Genomic DNA, 21,124 nt, shown 5'->3' with positions numbered 1-21,124 from the left:
GAGGGTGTTCGTGTCCGTCGACATGGAGGGCGTCTCGGGGCTCACCGACCCCGAGGAGATGCGTGCCGGCGGCCGGGGCTATGACCGCGGCTGCGAGCTGATGACCGGCGACGCCAACGCGGCGGTACGCGGGTCGTTCGTCGCCGGCGCCGACGAGGTCGTGGTCACCGACGCGCACGGCAGCACCAAGAACATCCGCGCCGACCTCATCGACGAGCGCTGCACCCTGATCCGCGGGCCGTACCGCCCGCTGCGGATGGGCCAGGGGATCGGCCCCTCGCACGACGCGGCGATGTTCGTCGGCTACCACGCGCGGGCGGGCGTGCCGCACGGCGTGCTCAACCACACGTGGATGGGATATGAGATCCAGAACATGTACCTCAACGGGGAGATCTGCGGTGAGATCCGGCTGATCGCCGGGCTGGCCGGCTCCATGGGCGTACCCGTCGCCCTGGTCACCGGCGACGAGGCGGCCTGCGCCGAGGCGCGGGAGTTGCTCGGCGACGTCGAGACGGTCGCCGTGAAGAAGGGCATCGACCGCTACTCCGCCGAGCTGCTGTCACCGGGCCGCGCGCAGAGCCTGATCGGCGAGGCCGCCGCCCGCGCCCTGCGGAGCCTGGACCGGCTCCGGCCCTACGAGGTGCCGGCACCGTACACGCTCGGCATCGACTGGGCGTCCACCTCGATGGCCGAGTCCTGCGCGATGATCCCGGGCGTCAAGCGCGCGGGCGCGCGCTCGGTGGAGTTCACCAGCGACGACTACACCGAGATCATGGCGGTGCTCGGCATCCTCGCCACCATCGGGGGGAGCGTCGGCTGCACGGGCGCGCAGTACGGCTAGGGTTTCACGGCATGTGGGGACTGACAATCGAACCTGCCCTGGACCGTACCGACCTGCTCGCCGAGACCGTCGCGTCGGCGATCCGCGCCTGGAAGGGCGACGGCGCGTTCCAGGTCGCCGAGATCGATCCCGGGCTGGCCGACACCGCGGCGTTCTGCGAGCGGTACGCCGTGCCGCTGGAGGTCTCCGCCAACTGCGTGATCGTCGCGGGCAAGCGTGGCGGGGAGACACGGCTCGCCGCGTGCGTGGTCCTGGCCACGACAAGGGCCGACGTGAACGGCGTGGTCCGCAAGCACCTGGACGCGCGCAAGGCGTCGTTCGCCCCGCAGGACCAGGCGGTGGCCGAGACCGGCATGGAGTACGGCGGGATCACCCCGTTCGGGCTCCCGTCCACCTGGCCCGTGCTCGTGGACAGGGCCGTCACCGAGCAGGCCTACGTCGTCGTGGGCAGCGGCGTGCGCCGCTCCAAGCTCATCGTGCCCGGAGCGGCGCTGGCCGGGATCGGGACGGCCGAGGTCCTGCCGGGCCTCGCCCGCTGACGCCGCCGAGCCCTCAGGCCATTCCCTCGGGCCGCAGGTGCTTCAGCAGGTCGCTGAAGCTCGACCACGCCTGTGGGTCCTGCCCGTCACCGAGCGGGTACCACACGGCCGGCGCGCGTTCCGGCCCGATGGGGCGGCCTTCGGCGGGAGCGGACAGCGCGTGGTCCAGGCCGATCTCCCGCACGCCCTCGGCGCCGATCGCGAGGCCGACCGGCACCGGCGCCCCGCACCACCGTGCCGGATAGGTCAGATCCGTGCGCCCACGGGTCCGCTGGACGGTCATCGACAGCAGGACGTCCGCGAACTCGGCCACGATCCCTTCGAGCAGGTCGAGAGGTGGCTCCTCGTCCGGTCCGTAGCCGACCAGGAACGTGATCTCCTCCTTGACGCCCGAGGTCACACGGGACACCAGCACGCTGCCGATGAAGCGCCGTCCGGCCGAGCCGGTGAACATCAGCCAGGTCGACTTGGGGGACCGGCGATGGCACAGCTCGGTCAGCTCGGCGCGGTCCCACGGGTTGACGGCGGGCTCGGCGATGCCCCAGCCGGCCGGCTCACCGCCGCCGAGGATCCGGGCCAGCGCCTCGACGGCACCACCGAGGACCAGGTCGAGCGTTGCCTCGTGCCGGATCCTCACGTCGAGCAGCAGGTGGCTGCCCAGGTCGGGCACCGATTGTGCGAAGGTCGGCGACGGGCCGGCCTTGGCCTGTTCGGGCAGGATCGCGAACGCCGAGCCGTCCCAGGCCAGCGGTACACCGGAGAGGCCGTCGTAGAAGCCGGCGTCGCCCGGTTCGCGCACCACCCAGCGGGAGCCCGGACCGGACAGGGTGGTGCGCAGCGGCAGCGTGATCCGCGCGTTCGCCGGGGTGAGGATCTGCAGGCCCTGCTGGGCCTGGGCGCACGCCGACGCCGCGTCCACCAGCCAGGCCGTCAGCGGCACCACCGGCCGTTCCTGTACGACCACGGCGACCTGGTCCGTGACGGCGTCGACGGCGGGGTGGATGAAGACTCCGGGATCCTCCTCCGGCGAAGGGATCTCGGCTTCCTGGGCGCTCACACCGCCTCCCATCCGGTCCACACCGTGCCGCCGAGCCGGCGGACCAGCTCGTCGGCGAACCGGCGGGCGAGTGCCGCGGAGCGTTCGTCCGCGAGGGCGGCGCGTGCCTCCACCCACCAGACCGGGGTCGGGACCTTCGCCGCGACCTCCGCGCCGAGCAACCGCTCCACCTCGCCGTCGACCCGGACGAACTGGGGCGCCTCGATGCTCACCAGCGCCTGGCCCTCCTCGTTGCAGAGCTGGATGATGGCGCCCTCCCCGGTGCCCCGCACGCGGAGGTGCTCGTCGGTCTCGGCCATGCTGTCGACCATCGTCCGCACGTCGGGTGCGTTCCGCACCAGGGCGACCACGTCGTGGGTCACTCGTTCCCCCTCGGTTCGCGCGCCGGGCCGGCCGGAGCCTGGAGCAGCGCGGTCTGGATCAGATGGGCCTGCTCGCCGCGGCGGATCCACTTGCCACGGCCCGGTGGCTGCTGGGCGGCGTAGACCCGCGGGAAGAGTTGTCCCTCGGAGCGTTCGCCGGACATCAGCAGGGCGCTCGCGCTGATCTCGCGCACCGCCTGGAGCAGCGGGTCGTACAGTCCGCGGCTCGCGCCCGCCACCGGATGGGTCAGCACGAAATGCAGCCCGATGTCCCGCCCGGCCGGCACGAACGGCAGGAAGGGAGTCAGCGGGTGCTGCCCGGCCGCCGTGAGCAGGTGGTAGTCGTCCACGAGCACGACGACGTGCGGCCCGTCGAAGTGACTCCCCTCGGCGAGGTCGGCCTGGTCCCCTTCGTCGGGCATGCGGCCCTCGAGCTCCTTGGAGACCCCGGCGGCCAGCCCCGCGCACACGCGGGAGTTGCTCGCGTAGCCGCCCAGGTAGGCGTCCGGCACGAGGTCACGCAGCTTTCGCCGCGGATCCATGACGGCGAACACGACCTCCTCCGGCGAGTAGCGCTCGATCAGCCCGCGCGCGATGAGCCGCAGAAGGTTGGTCTTGCCGCACTCACCGTCGCCGAGCACCAGGAGGTTCTGGTCCTGGTCGAACAGGTCCAGCAGCACGGGTTCGAAGGCCCGCTCGTCGATGCCGATCGGAACCCGGCGGGGTTCGGCGGCCACGGACGGCAGCGCGCGGGTGGCGAGCTCGTAGGGCAGTACACGTACGGGGGCGGCGACCGTGCCGTGCCACGCGCCGCGGATGGTGCGCGCGGTCGTCTCGACGACCTTGCCCAGGTCGTTCGCGTCCGGCTGCCGGTCGATCCTGGGCAGGGCCACGTGCGCGAACAGCCTGCCGTCGGTGAGCGCGCGGCCCGGCTCCCTGGCGCTGATGGTCTCGGCGAGCTTGCGGTCGATGGAGGAGTCGGACGGGTCGTTCAGGTGCAGCTCGACCCGCTGGCCGAAGTTGGACTGCATCGCCATCCGCACGTCGTTCCAGCGCAGCATGCCCGCCACGACGTGGATGCCGTAACCGCCACCGCGCTGCAGGAGATCGCTGATCATGTCGTCGATTTCTTCGAAGTCGTTCCTGATCGCGCCGAAACCGTCGACGATCAGCACCACGTCGGCGGAGGGCAACTCGGGCAGCTCGCCCGCGGCGTGCATGGCGCGCAGCCGCTGGGTCGAGTCGATGCCGCGGACCCGGAAGACCTCCTGCCGGAGGTCCAGCATCCCGGAGACCTCTTCGACCGTCCGGCGTACGCGCTCGTGGTCGGCGCGCCCCGCGACGCCTCCGACACCCGGCAGCCCGGCGAGCACCTGCAGGCCGCCGCCGATCAGGTCGACCGCGTAGACGGACACCTGACCGGGCGTGTGCGTGAGCGCCAGTGAGAGCACGAGCGTGCGCAGGAGCGTCGTCTTGCCGGTCTGGGGACCCCCGATCAGCGCGACGTGGCCGCCGGCCGCGGTCAGGTCGAGGTTCCACAGGCCCTGCCACTGCCGCTTGGGGTCGTCCAGCACCCCGACCGGGACGTTCAGCCAGGGGACCCGCAACGGCAGCCACATCCCGTTGCCGGTGACCCGTACGGGACCGGTCAGCGTGTCGAGGGCGGTCGCGACGGGCAGCGGCGGCAGCCAGATGTTGCGCACCCGGTCGCCGTGCCGGCGCAGCTGGTCCACCATCACGTCCAGGAGCGTGGGACCGACGGTGCGTTCGGGGAGCCCGGACTCCTCGTCGCCGGTGGCCTCCGCCTGCTGCTGCGAACCCATGATGTTGTACGCGGGGTAGGGCCGCACGGGTACCGCGACGTCGGTCTCCTCCACGATCGCCACCGGACCGCGGTAGGGCCCGGAGACATATCCGGCCTTGAACCGCTGGTAGATGGTGGTGTCGACCTTGAGGTAGCCGAAGCCCGGCAACGTGGGGAGGTGGAACGCGTCCGGGGTCTCCAAGATGGTCCGGCTCTCCTCCTCCGAAAAGGTGCGCAGGCCCAGCCGGTAGGACAGATAGCTGTCGAGGCCGCGCAGCTTGCCGCCTTCGATCCGCTGGCTGGACAGCAGCAGGTGCACGCCGATGCTGCGTCCGATCCGCCCGATGGACAGGAACAGCTCGATGAAGTCCGGCCGGGCGGTGAGCAACTCGCCGAACTCATCGATGATCACAAGGAGGTGCGGCAACGGCGGCAGGTCCGGGTCGTGCCGGCGCCGGTACGTGTAGTCGCCGATGTTGGCGATGTTGCCGGCGTCCTTGAGCACCTGCTGGCGACGTTGCACCTCGCCCGCGAGGCTGGAGTAGACGCGTTCGATCAGGCCGGCGTCGTCCTCCAGGTTGGTGATGACGCCGGCGACGTGCGGCAGGCTTTCGAACGGAGCGAAGGTCGCACCGCCCTTGTAGTCGACCAGCAGCATGCTGACCCGGTCCGGCGGGTGCGAGGAGGCGAGAGAGAGCACCAGCGTGCGGAGCAGCTCGCTCTTGCCGGAGCCGGTCGCTCCGACACACAGGCCGTGGGGCCCCATGCCCAGCTGGGCGGACTCCTTCAGGTCGAGGATGACCGGCTCGCCCGCGTCGTCCATCCCGATCGGGACCCGCAGGAAGTTGCGCTCGGTACGCGGTGCCCACAGCCGCCGGATGTCCAGGTCGCCCGGGTCCTCGACGTTCATCAGCGAGGTGAAGTCGATGTTGCCCGCGTCGGCCTCTTCCCTGAGCGACTCGCGCGACAGCCGGATCGGGGCGAGCATCCGGGCCAGTCCGCTCATCATGGCGGCGCCCACGTCATCCACCGTGCCGGTCAGCGTGGTGGGCGCCTCGCCGCGCAGATCCTCCAGCACCACCTGGTCTCCCGACACCGTCATCCGGACGCTGACCTCGCTCGGCTCGTCCACCTGCCGGGCGACCAGATGCAGGACCGTCGTGGCCAGTTCCTCCGGAGCGAGGGTCTCGTCGGGGCGGACCAGCTCGTCGGCCACGTCGCCGTGAGTGTCGTGCACGACCAGCAGCCGGCGTACCAGCCGGAGCGCTTCGCGCTGGCCCAGACCACGCCGGATCTCGGTGGCGAAGTCACCGCGCTGACGCAGCTCGTCGGCGAGGAGCACGCCGAGTCGTAAGGGCGTCGGCGCGATCTGCCGGACGTTCACGCCGCCGTCGCGCCGATGGGGATCGAGCACATGCGGCAGCCACTTGAGCCAGTCCCAGTCGGGTGATCGCGCACCATCGTGCATCACCGCGACCGCGACGTCCGTGGGGGAGTGGAAGACCGACAGCTGCAGCAGCAGCGACCGCGTCAGCCGCATCACGTCCTCGCGCGCGCCGATCACGCTCACGTTGCCGGCGATGTCCAACGGCACCGTCAACGGCATGTCCGGCATGATCTCGTACCGGCGGATGGCCGCCTGCGCCTCGGAGGCCATGAAGGGGTCGGTGGGCGAGAGGGCGCTGCCGTGCTCGCCGAGCGTCAGCGGGTCACCGGGCATGTAGCCGGTGCCGATGCGCACCTGGAGGAAGTCGGGGTGCCGGCGACGGCGTTCCCACAGCCGGGTCGGGTCACGTACGACGTCGTACAACGCCTCCGGGGGCGGGTCGAGCAGCCGTGCACGGGTCCGGATCTCGCGTTCCGACCTGCCGAGCTCCTCGCGGAGCTCCTCCAGGTAGTCGAGGTAGCGCTCGCGCTGCGCGCGGCGCTGCCGTCCGAGCTGACCGCGGCGCGACAGCAGCATGCCGGCTCCGGCCAGCACCGCGACCACGAGGATCACCGCGCCGAGTCCCATGAAGGCCGGGTTGCGCAGCACGGTCATCATGGTCAGCGAGCCCATCATGCCGACCATCGGCAGGATGCTCATGAGCGGGCTGCCGCCACCGCCCTGCCCGTCGGGGAGCGTGGGCGGTGCCTCCACCTGGCGGGTGCCCGGCCCGGCCGGCGGGTAGACGGTGCGCGCCGGCCGATGGACGATGCGAGTGGTCACCAGCCCTCCTCAGCATCGAGAATCGCCATATACACCCTAAGACGCCCGGGATCGCTTCCTGGGTCCGTCGTTTCGACATCGCGTCCGTGGGGTGGTGACGGGTGAAGGAGCGCGCCGATGAGTGAGCCGGTGGACGTCGCGGCGGATGTGTGCGCCCTGATCCAGGACCTCCTGCCCATCCTGGTGCCCGACGCGCGGTTCAACATCGAGACGGCCGAGGTCATCCTGCCGGTCGGCCGGGCCGAGCCGTGGGCCGTCACGACCACCATCGTCGCTCGCTGTGCGGAGGCTCCGCGCCACGCGTGGCCGCGAATGGTCGAGGAGTGGCTGTGCGCCGTCAGCGACAAGGCGACCCTGGCGGTCGGCGAGATCGAGCTGCTCGGCGACGTACGCAAGCTGTTACGGCTCCGCATCGTCCCCAAGACCTCCGCGCGGACGCGCGAGCAGTTCGTCGTGACCGACTTCGGGCCCTTCTTCGACGCCATGGTGGTGATCGACCACCCGCGGTACGGAGGCCCGCTCAGCCAAGAACGCGCCGCGCTGTTCGAACTCAGCCGGCTCGGCACCCTTGCCATCGACAACACCACCACGCGCGAGCTCGTCGGCCTCACCGTCACCGAGCGCCCCCTAACGATGACCGAGTCCGTACGACTCGTCACCAAGCCCGGCAGCCGCTACGTCTCCTGCGCGCTCATCGAGCTGGAGAGCCATCTGCCCCGGCGGTGTCCGTACGGCGCCCTGGTCGGCGTGCCCGACCACAACAGGGTGTTGCTGTACCCCGTCGCCTCCACCACTGTGTTCGACGTCCTTCCGGTGTTCGCCGATGTCGTCGCGGAGATGTACGACGGCAGCGCCGACCCGTGCTCCCGTGAGGTCTTCTGGTGGGTCGACGGCAGCCTCCTGCTCGTACGGGAACGCGGCGAACCTCCCCCCGAGCTGCGCGGACTGGTCTCGCGCATTCCAGCGGCGGGGAGAGCCGCCGCGCCGGTGCGCGTGTGGCGCGGGGTCTCGGCGGCCGTCCGCGCCGTGACGCGGCGGCGGTAGCCGGATCAGAACGTGTCCAGCAGGCGCTCGAAGGTGCCGAAGGCGCCGATCGCCACGGGCAGCATCACCACGACGGCGACGGCCTCGACGCGGTTCACGATCCGGCGCAGCCGGGCCCTGACGTGTTCGGGCGGCTCGGTGGACAGCACCACGATCGGCGGTACCGACGCCAGCAGCAGAACGCCGATCGCCGGCGCCACGGCCCATGAGTCGTGCCCGGCCCACGCCCAGGCCACGCAGACGAGGGTCCAGAGGGCGGCACCGAACAGCGCGATCTTCTCGATGGCCAGCGGGAACGTACGCGCCCTGCTGGCGACGACGGTGGCCAGCAGCACCGACAGCGCCGCGGTCCAGCCGTCGAAGGCGACGACCGGGCCGTACCCGGCCACGACCACCGAGCCCGCCACCGCCACGGTCGCCAGCACCATGCTCCGATGCGCGCTCACCAGGGAGCTCGCCACGTCCGTACGGGTCACGGTGCCGCCCGCGCTGCGCCGGTCGTCCAGTGAGGTGAGCCCGGACAGCATCAGCGCGATCCGCAGCAGCAGGCTCAGTACGAGCACGGAGGCGACCGCGAGCACGGCGGCCACGCGGGCACCGCTCAGCCCCAGCCCGGCGGTGATCGTCCCGGCGGCGGCGAGGAGCAGCGCCACCCCGCCGCCGATCGTTCCGCCGCCGCGCAGCGGCGAGGTCAGCCCGAGCCCGATGGTGATCAGGGCCGCCAGGACGGACAGACCGCCCCAGCGGGCCCAGGTCTCCCAGGTATAGACGTCCGCCGCGAACCAGACCGCGAGTCCGGCGAGGACGCCGCCGCCGAGCGTCAGTGCCGTCCCGAGCGGCTCGCGCCACCTCACGCCGACCGCCATGCCGGTGAGGAGCAGCAGGAGGGCGGTGGCCGCCACGACGGCGAGACCGTTCGCCTCGGGGAACCGTTGCCGCAGGAGTACGCCGATGGCGAGCATCAGGGTGGCCGCGCTGACGGTGGCGGTCCATCGCCGGGCGCGCGGCCCCCAGCGCCAGGCGTAACCGTCCAGGGAGTCGGCCACCACTTCGGGGACCTCGTGCACCACCGGCGCCGGCAGCGGCTCGTCGGCCCTGACCAGCCGCAGGATCGACCCGTCGGGAATGCGCCGGTCGGCGAGGGTGGCGTTGCCGTCGAGGACCTCGCCGGCCGTGGTGACCAGATGCCGGAGCCGTGGCGGGCGCTCCACCTCGTCGCCGATCAGTTGCAGCACGTCGGGCATGAGCGCCCCGATCGGCTCCTGCGCGGGCAGGACGGCGTCCACCCTCCGCTGGTCACCGACGATCGTGACCCGGCTCCACGACGCCACAGGCGTCTCCCTTCGACTCGCGGTCATGCCCTTGGTGCCTTACTTCGGGACGGTCTCCGGGGCGACCCGGGCGAGGTAGCCGTTGCGCAGCAGCCAGCGGACGGTCGGCAGCCCGGGCGGCTCGGAGAACAGCTCGGCGCTGACGGCGAGGCGGACCCCGCCGCCCGGACCATCGGGTCCCTTCGGCACGATCGAGGCGTTCACCTGGAACGGCCTGACCACCCGGTACCGGTAGTAGTTCCTGGGCACCTTCGGATTCGCGGTGACCCGCACGGACCTGGGGAGCCCGCGCTGGCCGAAGGGGGTGGCGTCCGGGAACAGCGTGGACCCGCTCTCCTGGCCGAACGCGTCGACCAGACGGCCCGGTACCAGGGGATAGGCGAGGGGAGCGCCGGTGCTCTGCGCGATCTTGCTCTTGACGTCCTGGACGAGCGCGGCCGTGAGCTGGGCGGCCTGCTGCTCCTCCGGGGTACTGAGACGCGTCGGACGAGTCTCCCGGATGACGAGTTCGCCGTACATCCACCGGCATGCCTCGTCCTCGGTGCTGAACTCGGCTCCGATCCGACCCTGACGGCCCTCCACGGTCCCGGCGGTGAAGCCGTCCTGCGTCTTGGCCAGCAGGTAGTAGCTGGCGGTCCGTGAGGGGGCGGGCCGGCTCTGCCCCGGGAGCACATAGAGCGTGGCCGGGACGCCCGCGCCGCCGAGGGCTTCACGCAGCATGGGGAGCGTCACCTGGGTGCCGACCCAGCCGGCGGGGATCTGCACCTCGGGAGCACTCGGCGCCGAAGTCGCCGGAGCGGTGGCGGGGCCGGTCGGCAGCGACTGCGGGGCCTGTTGCTTCTGTTTCAGTAGCTGGGTCTTGACGAGCGACCAGCCCACGCAGCCCGCGCACACGACCGCGGCCAGGCACAGGCCGATCAAGATCTTGTTGATGTTCTCGTCGAGCGTCCGGCGCGTGCGGTGCCGTCCGAACAGCACGGCGTCGCGGAGCCGGCGGCGCCGTACGGCCACCGACTCCAGGAGTTGCGTGTCGTAGTCTCGGGCCACTCGCGTCCCCCGGCTGTGAGCGGCCCGTCGGCCGGACCGCGAGGGGCCGGCCGGCCCCTCCTACTCCTCGGCTGTCAGTGATCCGTACGGGCCGTGGAAACCTCAGATCGCCTCGACCGCCGAGCTCGCCCTGGTGAGCGTGTTCTGCGCGGTGCCGTCGTTGGACTCGAGAGTGCTCTTGACCAGCCGGATGATCTCGCGGACCTCGTTGGCGGCGTTGTGCCACTTGAGTTCCTTGGCGCTGTACTGGTCCGAGACCCCCGTGGCCTCGAAGTCGGACATCGCGGTCGAGACGTCGGTGTCGTGCTGGCCGATCAGCGTCTCCAGCCGCCCGATGATGACGTGGATGTTGGTCTGCGCCTCCTGCGAGGCGCCGGTGTCGTAGCTGCGCCGTCCGTCGCCGCTCATGGCGTTCGCGTCTCCCTTTTCTCGCTCAGGCGCCGGTCTTGAACTTGGCGGCGTCGAAATTGGCCGAGCTCATTCTCGACTGCGCGTCGTCCGCCATGGTCTGGTCGCCCATGGAGAACGCCTTCTCCATGCCCACCTGGCCGGTATTGACCGACCCCAGGCCGGCATTAAGGTCCGCCGTAATCTGGTCGGCGTGGGCCTTGAAATTATCGAAGGCGATCTTGCCTGCGCCGTTGAATTTGCCCGCGAGGGGCTGCGCCGCCTCGATCAGCTGTTTGACGAGAGTTCCCAACTCCTGGGTCGAACCCTGGGTACCCCGCGCCAGGGTGACCAGCGTCTGCTGGCCGTGATCCCACCGCCCTGACATGCTCTCACCTGCCCACTCGGTCCATTGCTTCCCGTGCTCTGTCCGCGGCCGGAACCACCGTGCGCTCATCGCGGCACTGGTGCCTCCGCAAGTACAGATGTGCGACGCGCCGGTCTGGTTCCCGTCGTGGCGCCTCTGTGAGAATTCCCCGATGTAACTGTTAGTCCGTCATGTGAGTCTTAGAATAGTCTCTCCTACTGAGACTTCACGGGAACCGATGCGATTTCTGACGCATCCAATGGTCAACACGCAGCACTGACCGACGTTAGGCCAGGTCATGAAGTTCGAGATCGTGGAGCAGGCCGGGGGATCTCCTTCGGCCGACGACCTTGTCGATAACGGCAATTTGCCAACCGAAATTCAGATATCGGCCGACCCGATTCAGGGACTGAAGGCCGGGACGACTCGGCTGGTCTCCGGTGTACGTGGGGAGGCGCAGCAGATCGCCGACTGTGTGGCGGAGGTGACGGGCCTGGCGGCGCAGGCCACGGGAATGCGCCTCGGCCGGTACGCGCCAGTGGCCGCCGCACGTCCACCGGTGAGCTTTCGCGCCGGCCGGTTCGGCGCCCACATCGAACGGCCCGCCGCGGGCCCCACCGACTGACGAGGAGCGCTCATGGCTAAGGGTTGGGACATCGATCCACCCGGGGTCAAGAGTGTCGTGACCAAGGTCGCCGGTCACGTCACCGACGGCCACGGCGGCGGCGAGACGCTCGAACACCATCTCAAGGACTTCGGCGACCATCTCGAGAACGCCGGAAACAGCGCGGCGAGCGCTCCGATCGGCACCGCGCTGAAGGAGTTCGTCGAGCACTACACACCCACCCTGAAAGGGATGGCGACCAAGACCGGCAGCTGCATCAAGGGCGCGGTCGACGCGACGAAGGCCTACATCCAAGGGGATCTTGAAATGGCGGCCGAGGCGCAGAAGAAGGCGGTGGAGGCGCAGTAAGGGCGCCCATCCGGTGGAGCCGTGGACGGGGATCGTGTTCCGTGGCTTCGATAGTCAGAGCCGAACGAGCCGGCTTCTGGGGGTATGACGTTGAGTGACGTAATCGATCCGAATGCGATTCCGATTCCCGGGTTGAACCAGGAAAACCTCGAAACGGCCGGCAAGGACATCAAGGCCGACGGCGTGAAGATCGCCCAGACGGGCCACGACATCGACTCGGACTGGCAGGGGCTGAAGCAGTTCTACCATTCGCCGGAGGCGGAGTTACTGTTCGCCAAGACGAAACCGGTGGCCACGGCCGGGGACGGCATGAAGGTGCCGACGCAGACCGTGGGCGACGCACTGACCACATTCGCGCAGACGGCGGGTTCGCTGCTGAACGACCTCAAGAATCTGAAACTGAGGGCCGAGGCGTTCCGGAAGAAGATCGACGGGGACGACGACTGGCGCGAGGACGAGGACAAGGTCAACGAGCACAACAACCTGAACGACGACATCTTCGCCAAGCTGGTCGCCTACCAGGCGGCGGAGCGGGACTGCGCCAACAAGATCACGGGACTGTTCGGCGGAACGCATTTCGTCGGGAGCGACCCGACCTCGGACACATTGCTGCTCCACACCGGCGAGCAGGTCTACGGCCTGACCAAGTCGGTCGACGGAGTGGAGACGCCGTGGGCCAAGCCGCAGACGTACGACGCTCCCTGGTACGAGGACGTCTGGAACGGCGTCAAGGACTTCGGCGTCGGCCTCGCGCAGGACCTGTCCTCGCTGGTCGGCATGTACGGCGCGGACGGCTGGGGCTGGCAGGGCTGGGGCGGCCTGCTGGACAACTGGGAGGGCCTGGCGGGAGGCATCGTCGGCCTGGTCGGCTTCTACGGCCCTGACGGGTGGGGCTGGCAGGGCTGGGGCAACCTGGGCGACAACTGGCTGAACCTCGTGAACGGCTTCGTCCCCTACCGCGAATGGGACGGCGGCAACGGCGCCGGCTACGTCATCACCCAGAGCATTCTCAACATCGGCTCGTGCTTCGTCGGTGCCGGAGTCGTCAAGGGCCTGGTGAAGGCCGGCAAGGCCGCCCGCGGGCTCGAGGCCATGGAAGGCGCCAGTACGGCCGCCAAGGCCGGCCTTCTGGGCCGTGAGTTCATGGCGGGCTTCAAGAGCGCCTTCAAGCTTCCGAGCATCGGCGACCTGAAGACCTCACTGAACAACTTCAAGTTCAAGTTCGACGAACTGCGAGGTCTTGGTAAGTCGGTCGATGATGCCGAAGGCTTCAAGCCGCCGGACACCGATGTGGACACGGACACACCCGATCCCAACCTGCCCGACCGCGACCCCGTGCACGTGGGCGGCCACGACGACCCCGGCACCGGCGGCGGTGACCACGGTGCGGGCGACCACGGTGGCGGCGACCACGGTGGTGGTGACCACGGTGGCGGTGACCACGACGGGACCGGCGGTCACACTGACCCAGGCGATGGTCACACCGATCCGACCGACGGCCACACCGATCCGCACGGCCATCAGGACCCGGGCGATGGTTCGAAGCCGCACCAGGGACAGGACCACGATCCCGCCACACCTGACCCCGACGAGGCCAAGAAGCTCGACCGGGCGAACAAGGCCGAGGACAGTCTGCGGAACGGCGGCCTCACGGACGACCAGATCGACCGGCTCCGAGGAGATCTGCCCCGGGACAGCCGTCAGTGGCAGCGGCTGGCGTCGGCGCTCAGCCAGGAGTTCAGCGGCAAGGTCAAGGGACTGCTGCACCCCAAGGCGATCGATTTCGCCTCCGACGGAGGTCGTGTCTCCGATCCGGAGACGTTCGCCCACAGGTACGAGTACTTCAAGGCGCGCTTTGACGCGCTGAGGGACTCGCTCGCAGAGCAGACCGGCCTCACCAAGAAACAGGTCGCGCTGGACGCGGCCCAGAAGGTGCTCGACCTGGATATGAAGGCCGAGCTGGCGGCCGACCTGCGCACCGTTCATGGCCTTCGCCCCGATCCGGCGTTCGTCGACCCGCATCTCCCCGCGCCCGACCTGGAGAACGTCTTGCGGTCCAGGGCGGGTGACATCGACATGGGCTCGGACACGTCCGCGGCCTACCATGGCTACAAGCACTACGACGAGCTCCCCGCGGTCGAGAAGACCGGGCATCCGTTGGAGGACTACTTCCAAAGTGCGGAGCGGACCATCCGTGATGGCCAGGTGTGGAAGCGTGAGACGTTCCCTGATGGTAGAGAAGAGCTCATCTTCCGCCGTGAGGTCATCGAAGCGGGAGGTCTGCGCAAGACGATGGAGGCCATCGTCCTCGTCCGGCCCGACGGAAAGGTCATCATGAAGACCTTCGGCGTTGCGAAAGCGAAGTGATGGTGGAGTCCGAGACACCTCTGTCCGCAGAAGCGATCATGCGGGCGATCGTGTCAGCGCTCGAAACCGCCGGTTCGGGGTCTGCGAACGGCAGTGCCCTGGTCGGAGAGGCGCTGGGGGGTCTGATCGCGTTGCGGCAGAGGGCCGCGCACGGCGATGTGCCTGCCCCGGAGGAGCTCGACCACTTTCGGCGTCGGGTCGCCGAGTTGCTCAAGGCCGGGCGCAATCCCGGCAGGTTCTCCCAGTACCGCGAGCATGTCCTCGAATACGCCGAGCGGGGGCGCTTCGACGGATATGAGCTGGCGTCTCTAGGCCGTTCGGCCCTGGAGTTTCTGCGGGAGGACTTCGCGGACCTGGACGTGTTCGACGACATGACCGAGTCCGACCTGGCGGAGATCGACGAGGAGCTGACGGCGGCCGCGGAGGAGGCTCCGCCGATACTCGACGTGCCGTCCTGGGTGCCCGAGTCGCACTGGTGGTGGCGGGCGCCCAAGCAGACGGACATGAGCGAGGAAGAACGCCGGCACCGGCTGTACGGCGGAGAGCTCGATGACTACTGAGGAAGCGGTCCACGGTCGTGTCGCGTGCCGTTCCGGGATGGGATGTTCGAGGCGATGAGCAACGGGCGTGAGGACGAGATCGCCGCGAATCGGATGCTGGCGGATCCGCAGGCCGTGCGCGGTCAGCTGGCGGCCGATCTGGCGGAGATCGCCGCGCTGGGCCGTGGCGGCGTTCAGACGGATCCCGCCGCCGGGTCGCGGGCGATGGCCGAGGTCGTACGGGCGAACGCGGACCGGCTGGCGTTCCGCTCACCCGTGGAGGCGGCCACCCTCTCGTTGCGGCGGCTCAGAGAGCTCCCGGTGGCCGAACGCGGTGCCGGCTCGCCCATCGGGCCCTACCACGCCGCGGCCTCGGCGACGGTGGCGCACGGTGAGCTGCGGTCCGCCTCGCGAGGTCGGCTGGTCTTCGACCGAGTCGCGGCGGAGGTGGCGCACACGACCGTGACACTCCAGGCGGTCGTGGAGGTCGATGCGGACGGCAGCGTATGGCTGGAGGCGTTCGGGTGGCCGGCCGAGCCGGACGGAGCGCCGATCTGGGTCTTCGGCGGCACCGCTGAGGAGTACCTCGCCCAGGCCGTGACGGACGCGCGTTCCGGCATGCCGTTCGACCGGGTCATGTCGATGGTGCTCGGCACCGCCTCGGCCTGGCCGGGACCGGTCGGCACCGAGGCGCGGCGGATCGAGCTCGCCGAAGCGGTCGCCGCCCGGCGCGGGGAGCTGGGCGCCTACGTCTCGAACGCCGAGTCGTACGCGCTGGCGGTCAGGGCGCATGGGCCGTTCGCCGCCTGCTTCTACCGTTCCGCACTGGAGACGCTGTTCGAGGGGTTTCTCGGCGGCGCCGCGGTCTCCCTCGTCGACATGGAGGAGATCGAGGAGATCGACGACGAGCTTCGGGACGTGGTCGCGGAGGTGGGTCCCGTGCCGCCCGGTGCCGTACCGGCAGGCATTCCGTCGCACCACTGGTGGTGGCATCCCCCATCGCCCTGACGACCGGCCGCGCGGGCAGCCGCCGGGGGAAAAGAGCCGCGGAGCCGCCGGTCTTTCGACATAGGCTCGATGTCGTGTTGACCGTGACGTTGGCCGCGCGTTTCGCCCGCCGTGGCGCGGATGACGAGCGGCGCAGTGGTCGCCGTTCTCCGTACGGTTCCCGCGGTCGGACGTGGTGGCCGGCATGACCGACGCGACCTGGCCGGTGGTGGTCGGTGAGGACTGGCAGGCGAAGGTCCTCGAGGAGCTGAACGTCGAGCCCGGCATGACCGTCTTCCCCGCGGAGGCACCGGCCGCAGAAGCACCGGTCGCGGAGGCACCGAGCGTCGACGGCCATCCTCAGGCCTCGCCGCATCCGGCCGTGCCCGAGCCCGCGCAGCCTCCCGAGCCCGCGCGGCCTCCCGAGCCCGGACCATCGATCCCGGCGTCCGCGTCGAAGGGGTCGTCCACCCTGTCGCCGCCCGTACTCGCCCGGCCGGAAGAACCCGACGGTCCGGCACCGAACGGCCGTGCCCCGAACGCGAACCCCGCCCCCCAGCCGCCTGCGGACCTACCGTCAGGACCGCCGGCGTACGAAGCACCGCCGTCCACACGGTGGGATGTCGTCGTCCAGGGACCGGGCACGGGGATCCCTCCCGAGCCGTACGTGGACGGGCAGAGCCCCTGGGGAAACGCCCCGCCGCAGCCGGTCAGCCCACCGCAGCACTATCAGCAGCCGGTCCCGCCACCGCCCGAGCCGCCTGAGCCTGGCCGGGCCATGCACGGAGATCCGCTGCTGCGGCGGGTCGGGCGCGGGGTACGGCGCGTGGTCGGCGTGTCCGCCGCGCAGGACGTGCACGACTGGACCGCGGTGGCGGCCGCCATGCAGCAGCCGGTGACGACGATCCGGCGGATCGCGGTGAGCAGTGTCCGCGGGGGAGCCGGCAAGACGACGGTCGCCGTGCTCATCGCGTCCGCGCTCGCCCGGCACCGTCAGGACCGGGTCCTGCTGATCGACGCCGATCCCGGCCTGGGGTCCCTGCCGATGCGCTTCGGCATGACCGCGGCGCCGTCGCTGCGTGACTTCGCGGGGACCCGGCCGACCTCGTTCGAGGAGGTCAGGCCGCACCTCACCCGTACAGACGTGGGCCTGTGGGTATTGCCCGGCGCCCGCGGTGAGATGGCCGACCAGCCGCTCGATCTGGCGACCTACGCGTCCGTGACCTCCGTGCTGGAACGCTTCTTCACGGTCGTCGTGATCGACTGCGGGGTGGGGATGGTCGGAGAGCTGCCGGAGGCGATCCTCGCGAGCGCCCATGCGTGCGTCCATGTCACGCCGGCCACCAACGACGGCGCGATCGGTGTCGGCCGCGCGCTGGACTGGATGGAGCGCAACGAACTCGGGGGACTCGTACCCCGCACGATGGCGGTGTTCGCGACACACGCCCCGCACGCACGGCCCGACCTGCACGAGGCGGCCGCGCTCCTGCGCGACAACGGGGTCGGCGTCGCGTACCTGCCCTATGACCGTCATCTCGCCTCGGGCGGGGTGCTCATCCCCTCACTCCTGGCCGAGACCACGCGCTCGGTCGCGCTCACGGTCGCCGCCGAGGCGATGACCAGAGCGAACCGCTGACGCCCCGTACGCCACGGGGCAGGCCCCGCCGGACCCGCCCCGCTTCCGCGAAGGATCAGCGGCACGCCTTGCCGGAGCACTTCTCCAGCCGGTGCAGCATCGACTTGAGCTGCGTCAGCCGCTCGGCCGGCACGCGGGACACGGCGTTGTCGAGCTCGTTCGGATCCTTGCGGACGTCGTAGTACTCCCGCTCGCCGTCGGCGTACTCCACGTACACGTCATGGTCGGTGCGGACCGCCTCGTAGCTCGGCGGGTCGCCCATCGCCCCGGTCTGCTTGTCCGGGTCGTCCGCCGCCTGGCCGGGACCGTGGTGTTCGACCAGGACCGCGTCACGCGTGTCCCGCACAGCGTCACCCTTGAAGAACGGCACGAGCGAGCGGCCGTCCACCGAGTCCGGCACCTTCGCTCCGCCGAGGGCCTCGAAGGTCGGGCACAGGTCGGTGTTCTGCGCGAGCACGGTGGACTTGTGGCCGGCCGCGACACCCGGTCCGGTGACCACGAGAGGCACGTTGATGTCGGTGTCGAACGCCGTCTGCTTGCCCGGCATGAGCCGGTGATCACCCATGTGGAAGCCGTTGTCGGAACCGAACACGATGTAGGTGTCACGGTCGACGCCGTTCTTCTTCAGGGCCGCCTGCAGGTCACCGAGCATCTTGTCGACCGCCTGCACGGCGCGCGCCCGCTTGCGGAACGCCAGGTCGATCCGGTTGGTCTGCTTCTGGTTCAGTGCGGGGCGGTCCTTGATCCACTTGGGCTTGTCGGACATGTCGGCCTCGTTGAACGCGGGGCCGCGCGGCGCCTTGAGGTCGGGGAACTTGTTCGCGTCACGCGGCGCGGGTGTGGCCGGGCCGTGCGGGGCGAACGTCGCCAGTTCCATCATGAACGGCTGACCCGCCTTGGCCGACCGGGCGATGAAGTCCTGCCCCTTGCGGTTCAGCACGTCGGTCAGGTAGTCGCCCGGCCGGTGGCCGTACTGGACGACCTTGCCGTTCTCGTTCAGCGAGTAGTCGTACTCGGGGTAGCCGTTGCCGGCGACGTCCCACTCGCTCCAGCCGGGCGGCACCGGGTCGGCAGGCTGGTAGCCGTTGAGATACTTGCCCATCATGGCGGTGCGGTAGCCAGCCGACTTGAGCGCGGTCGCGAAGGTCTGCCGCTGGTCACCGTGGGCATTGAACGCCTGGTAGCCGCCGTCCGCGCCGGTGTTGGTGAAGACGCCGGTGTTGTGCGGGAACTTGCCGGTGAACGTCGTCGACCGTGAGGGGCAGCACAGGGAGTCGGTCACGAAGTAGTTACCGAACGACGTGCCCTGCCGCTGCATCTGCTGGACCTTGGGCATGTACGCGACGAGGTTGGTCGCGAGGTCGTCGGTGAGGACGAAGATGACGTTCGGCCGGCCCCGCGCCTGGGCCGCAGCCTGGGCCGCCGTCTGTTGTGAGCTCCGCTCGGAGGCGTCCGCCCGGCATGAGGCGAGCGCCAGGCAGGCCGCGATCGTCAGTGCCGCGAACCGCTTCATCTCAGGGCCTTCCGTCGCTGACGTGGACAGGCCGTCAGCGTGACCGAGGAGTCTTGGAGGACCATGGGACCGCTCTCACACGACCCTGTGAGAGGTCAGGAACGGGCGAGTACGCTCCCGGCCATGTTCCCCCCTGAACCGGCCGAGGGCAGGCCCCGCCCCCTCGTCGTGGCGGCAGGACTGCTCGTGGCCTTCTGGGTCGCCTCGGCGGTCATGGCCCTGTGGCGGATCGGGCACGAACACCGGGCATCCGGCCGGACCGGCGCGCTGGCCACGGTCGCGTTCTGGACGGTGGTCTTCGCGCTGGTGATCTGGCGCGTGTGGCGCGGCGGCCGGACCGCGATCGCGTTCATGGCCCGCGTCGCCGCGATGATCGGCACCGTCTTCCTGGCCGGCATGGTGGCCTTCGCCGTCCTGATCTTCGCCGCGCCGCCCGGCGGCCTCGCGCCGGATGCCCTCGTCTACCTGCTGCCCGGACTGCTCGCCGGTGGCGCGTTGCTCACGGCGGGCATTCTGCTGCGCCGCCCCGAGGTGTCCCGCTGGGGCGGTCGCTGACCGGCGCTCTCAGATCCTGGGCGGGTGGCCGAGAGCCGTGCCCAGCAGGCCGAGGGGCGGCGCGCCGAGCTCGAGCATCGCGCGGTGGAAGCGCGGGTGCGAGTAGCCGGCGCCCCACTCCGCGCGTGCGCGTTCGCGCAGCCGCAGGATCTCCAGCTTGCCGTGGGTGTACCTGCCGTAGGTCGGGTCGAACACCGCGCGAGCGGCCTCGGCGCGCGCCGCCGAACCCGCGAGGTGGGTGTCGGCGGCGAAGCGGCGCGTGCCGTCCTCGACCGTCATCTCCCCGCTGTGCACGCCGATCGCGCAGGCGAGGCGCGTCACGCGTACCAGCGCCTCCAGCCACACCCCGATCTCGAACCTCGGGTCGTCGGCCAGGAAGCCCTCCTCGACGCACAGCTCCTCCGCGTAGTGCGCCCATCCCTCGACGAAGGCCCAGGAGTAGAGCGTCCTGCGCACCGCCGTCGGCGCGTGCCGCAGCGCCCGGCCGTGGGAGTAGTGCCCGGGAGCGACCTCGTGCACCGTGACGCCGGGCAGCGTGGTCGCGCTGAACACCTGCAGCCAGTCCTCGATGTCCTCCTCCGGCCAGGAGGGGTCCGGCGGGCTGATGTGGTACCAGGAGGGCGCGTCCGGTTCGCCCGGCGCCGCCCAGGACATCATCGCCATGCCCCACCGGCGTGACTCCGGTGACAGCCCCACCCGGCACTCACCGTCGTGGTAGGGCACGAGGTCGCGTTCGCGGCTGAACTCCAGGGCGCGTTCGGTCCAGTGCCGTGACGCCTCCAGCACGCCGTCGATGTCGGGATGGTCCCGTACGAGCTCGCGGCACAGCTCCAGCGGCGGCTTCGCGGGGTCGAGGCGCGCGCAGGACTCGGTCAGGCGCTCGATCAGCCGGTCGCGTTCGCGGTCGGCCTCGGCTGCCAGGCCGCCGAGGTCGAGGTCGAGGGCCTCCGGGGTGCCCATCAGCCGGGTCAGCGCGTCCGCGCCGAGCGCGGCGTCCGGGTCGCCGTGTTCGGCGAGGTGCTCGATGTGCGCGACGAGCCGGGCGTGCGCCGCCCGTGCCTTGGCGCCGGTCTCGCCGGAGTCGGCGGGTATGCCGGCGGACAGGCCGCGGATGGCGCCGAGCAGCGCCGTGGCGACCGGCGCCGGGACCAGGTCGAGCGTACGCACGGCGGCGTCGGCCGCTTCCGGCCAGCCCGCCAGGTGCCGCAGCCGCGCCGCCTCGCGCTCGGCGGCCGGTGCGTACTCACGCTCGTAACAGGCCAGGTCGAGCGCTTCCAGGTGGTCGAGCGGGTTACGACGATGCAGCTCCAGCTCGCCGTACGTGGTCCGCAGAAGCGACTCGAACGCCCGGAGATGCGCCTCGTCGTGCGGATCGTCGAGACGCTCACCTGCCCCGACGCGGGTCAGCGCGTCCCGTACGCCGGGCACCGAGTAGTCGGGCAGGCGGCCGTCGTACTCGTGCCGGCCCGCCCCCTCGCGTACGAGGGGCATGAGGAGATCGCAGACCGCACGGAGCCGCGCCGGCAGAGCATCCATGTCCCGGACAATAGCCGGAACCCACGCCGC

Annotated in this window: 19 protein-coding genes; 10 read left to right on the top strand and 9 right to left on the bottom strand. The window is 70.5% G+C overall.

Features of this window, described 5'->3' with window-relative positions; all coding sequences use genetic code 11:
* Window positions 1-10: 10 nt before the first annotated feature.
* Both FB559_RS04320 and FB559_RS04315 read left to right on the top strand, forming a co-directional pair.
* Complete coding sequence (locus FB559_RS04320; RefSeq protein WP_246121346.1) at window positions 11-841, top strand: M55 family metallopeptidase; 831 nt, start codon at window positions 11-13, stop codon at window positions 839-841.
* Window positions 842-852: 11 nt separating this feature from the next.
* On the top strand, window positions 853-1,380 hold the full coding sequence (locus tag FB559_RS04315) for a YbaK/EbsC family protein (RefSeq protein ID WP_141953505.1): 528 nt from the start codon (window positions 853-855) through the stop codon (window positions 1,378-1,380).
* A gap of 13 nt (window positions 1,381-1,393) precedes the next feature.
* On the opposite strand, the gene FB559_RS04310 is transcribed toward FB559_RS04315, so the two are convergent.
* The 3 genes from FB559_RS04310 to eccCa are packed head-to-tail and all read right to left on the bottom strand — an operon-like array spanning window position 1,394 to window position 6,812.
* Complete coding sequence (locus FB559_RS04310) at window positions 1,394-2,437, bottom strand: DUF6177 family protein (protein WP_141953503.1); 1,044 nt, start codon at window positions 2,435-2,437, stop codon at window positions 1,394-1,396.
* Complete coding sequence (locus FB559_RS04305; RefSeq protein WP_141953501.1) at window positions 2,434-2,799, bottom strand: hypothetical protein; 366 nt, start codon at window positions 2,797-2,799, stop codon at window positions 2,434-2,436. Before FB559_RS04305 ends, FB559_RS04310 begins: the two co-directional genes overlap by 4 nt.
* Window positions 2,796-6,812, bottom strand: a complete 4,017-nt coding sequence (eccCa, locus tag FB559_RS04300; RefSeq protein ID WP_141953499.1) for a type VII secretion protein EccCa — start codon at window positions 6,810-6,812, stop codon at window positions 2,796-2,798. The genes FB559_RS04305 and eccCa overlap by 4 nt, the downstream gene beginning before the upstream one ends.
* A 117-nt stretch (window positions 6,813-6,929) precedes the next feature.
* Between eccCa and FB559_RS04295 the strand changes: the two genes are divergently transcribed.
* Window positions 6,930-7,856, top strand: a complete 927-nt coding sequence (locus FB559_RS04295) for a hypothetical protein (protein ID WP_141953496.1) — start codon at window positions 6,930-6,932, stop codon at window positions 7,854-7,856.
* Window positions 7,857-7,861: 5 nt separating this feature from the next.
* Here the strand turns inward: FB559_RS04295 and FB559_RS04290 are convergent, their stop codons facing one another.
* From FB559_RS04290 to FB559_RS04275, 4 genes are all read right to left on the bottom strand, one after another.
* Window positions 7,862-9,187: an EsaB/YukD family protein gene (locus FB559_RS04290; protein ID WP_185792035.1), complete on the bottom strand. Its 1,326-nt coding sequence runs from the start codon at window positions 9,185-9,187 to the stop codon at window positions 7,862-7,864.
* A 39-nt stretch (window positions 9,188-9,226) separates the two neighbouring features.
* On the bottom strand, window positions 9,227-10,234 hold the full coding sequence (locus FB559_RS04285; RefSeq protein WP_141953492.1) for a TNT domain-containing protein: 1,008 nt from the start codon (window positions 10,232-10,234) through the stop codon (window positions 9,227-9,229).
* A gap of 102 nt (window positions 10,235-10,336) precedes the next feature.
* Window positions 10,337-10,642, bottom strand: coding sequence for a pore-forming ESAT-6 family protein (locus FB559_RS04280; protein WP_141953489.1), 306 nt, complete (start codon window positions 10,640-10,642; stop codon window positions 10,337-10,339).
* 25 nt (window positions 10,643-10,667) lie between these two features.
* Entirely contained in the window at window positions 10,668-11,009 is a 342-nt protein-coding gene (locus FB559_RS04275; protein WP_141953487.1) for a hypothetical protein, read from the bottom strand.
* A 277-nt stretch (window positions 11,010-11,286) separates the two neighbouring features.
* Here FB559_RS04275 and FB559_RS04270 point away from each other — a divergent pair, with 277 nt between their 5' ends.
* The 6 genes from FB559_RS04270 (at window position 11,287) to FB559_RS04245 (ending at window position 17,490) form a co-directional block, all read left to right on the top strand.
* Window positions 11,287-11,613, top strand: coding sequence for a hypothetical protein (locus tag FB559_RS04270; RefSeq protein WP_141953485.1), 327 nt, complete (start codon window positions 11,287-11,289; stop codon window positions 11,611-11,613).
* A 12-nt stretch (window positions 11,614-11,625) separates the two neighbouring features.
* Window positions 11,626-11,961 carry a DUF6507 family protein gene (locus FB559_RS04265; RefSeq protein WP_141953483.1) on the top strand — a complete coding sequence of 112 codons (336 nt, stop codon included), beginning with the start codon at window positions 11,626-11,628 and terminating at the stop codon, window positions 11,959-11,961.
* A gap of 132 nt (window positions 11,962-12,093) precedes the next feature.
* On the top strand, window positions 12,094-14,328 hold the full coding sequence (locus tag FB559_RS04260) for a hypothetical protein (protein ID WP_141953481.1): 2,235 nt from the start codon (window positions 12,094-12,096) through the stop codon (window positions 14,326-14,328).
* 50 nt (window positions 14,329-14,378) lie between these two features.
* Window positions 14,379-14,888 carry a hypothetical protein gene (locus FB559_RS04255; RefSeq protein WP_141953479.1) on the top strand — a complete coding sequence of 170 codons (510 nt, stop codon included), beginning with the start codon at window positions 14,379-14,381 and terminating at the stop codon, window positions 14,886-14,888.
* A gap of 24 nt (window positions 14,889-14,912) precedes the next feature.
* Window positions 14,913-15,875, top strand: a complete 963-nt coding sequence (locus FB559_RS04250) for a hypothetical protein (protein WP_141953477.1) — start codon at window positions 14,913-14,915, stop codon at window positions 15,873-15,875.
* 184 nt (window positions 15,876-16,059) lie between these two features.
* The gene (locus FB559_RS04245) at window positions 16,060-17,490 is read left to right on the top strand and encodes a MinD/ParA family ATP-binding protein (RefSeq protein ID WP_141953475.1); all 1,431 of its coding nucleotides are present in this window, start codon (window positions 16,060-16,062) and stop codon (window positions 17,488-17,490) included.
* Window positions 17,491-17,545: 55 nt separating this feature from the next.
* Here FB559_RS04245 and FB559_RS04240 read toward each other — a convergent pair whose 3' ends face one another.
* On the bottom strand, window positions 17,546-19,003 hold the full coding sequence (locus FB559_RS04240; protein ID WP_141953473.1) for a sulfatase family protein: 1,458 nt from the start codon (window positions 19,001-19,003) through the stop codon (window positions 17,546-17,548).
* Window positions 19,004-19,126: 123 nt separating this feature from the next.
* Here FB559_RS04240 and FB559_RS04235 point away from each other — a divergent pair, with 123 nt between their 5' ends.
* The gene (locus FB559_RS04235; protein WP_141953470.1) at window positions 19,127-19,558 is read left to right on the top strand and encodes a hypothetical protein; all 432 of its coding nucleotides are present in this window, start codon (window positions 19,127-19,129) and stop codon (window positions 19,556-19,558) included.
* Between the two features lie 9 nt (window positions 19,559-19,567).
* On the opposite strand, the gene FB559_RS04230 is transcribed toward FB559_RS04235, so the two are convergent.
* Window positions 19,568-21,094 carry a DUF885 family protein gene (locus tag FB559_RS04230; protein ID WP_141953468.1) on the bottom strand — a complete coding sequence of 509 codons (1,527 nt, stop codon included), beginning with the start codon at window positions 21,092-21,094 and terminating at the stop codon, window positions 19,568-19,570.
* Window positions 21,095-21,124: the final 30 nt, after the last annotated feature.

Origin of the sequence: Actinoallomurus bryophytorum, assembly GCF_006716425.1 — a bacterium.
GTDB classification, from domain to species: Bacteria; Actinomycetota; Actinomycetes; order Streptosporangiales; family Streptosporangiaceae; genus Actinoallomurus; species Actinoallomurus bryophytorum.
This window is presented reverse-complemented; position numbering and strand designations above follow the sequence as displayed.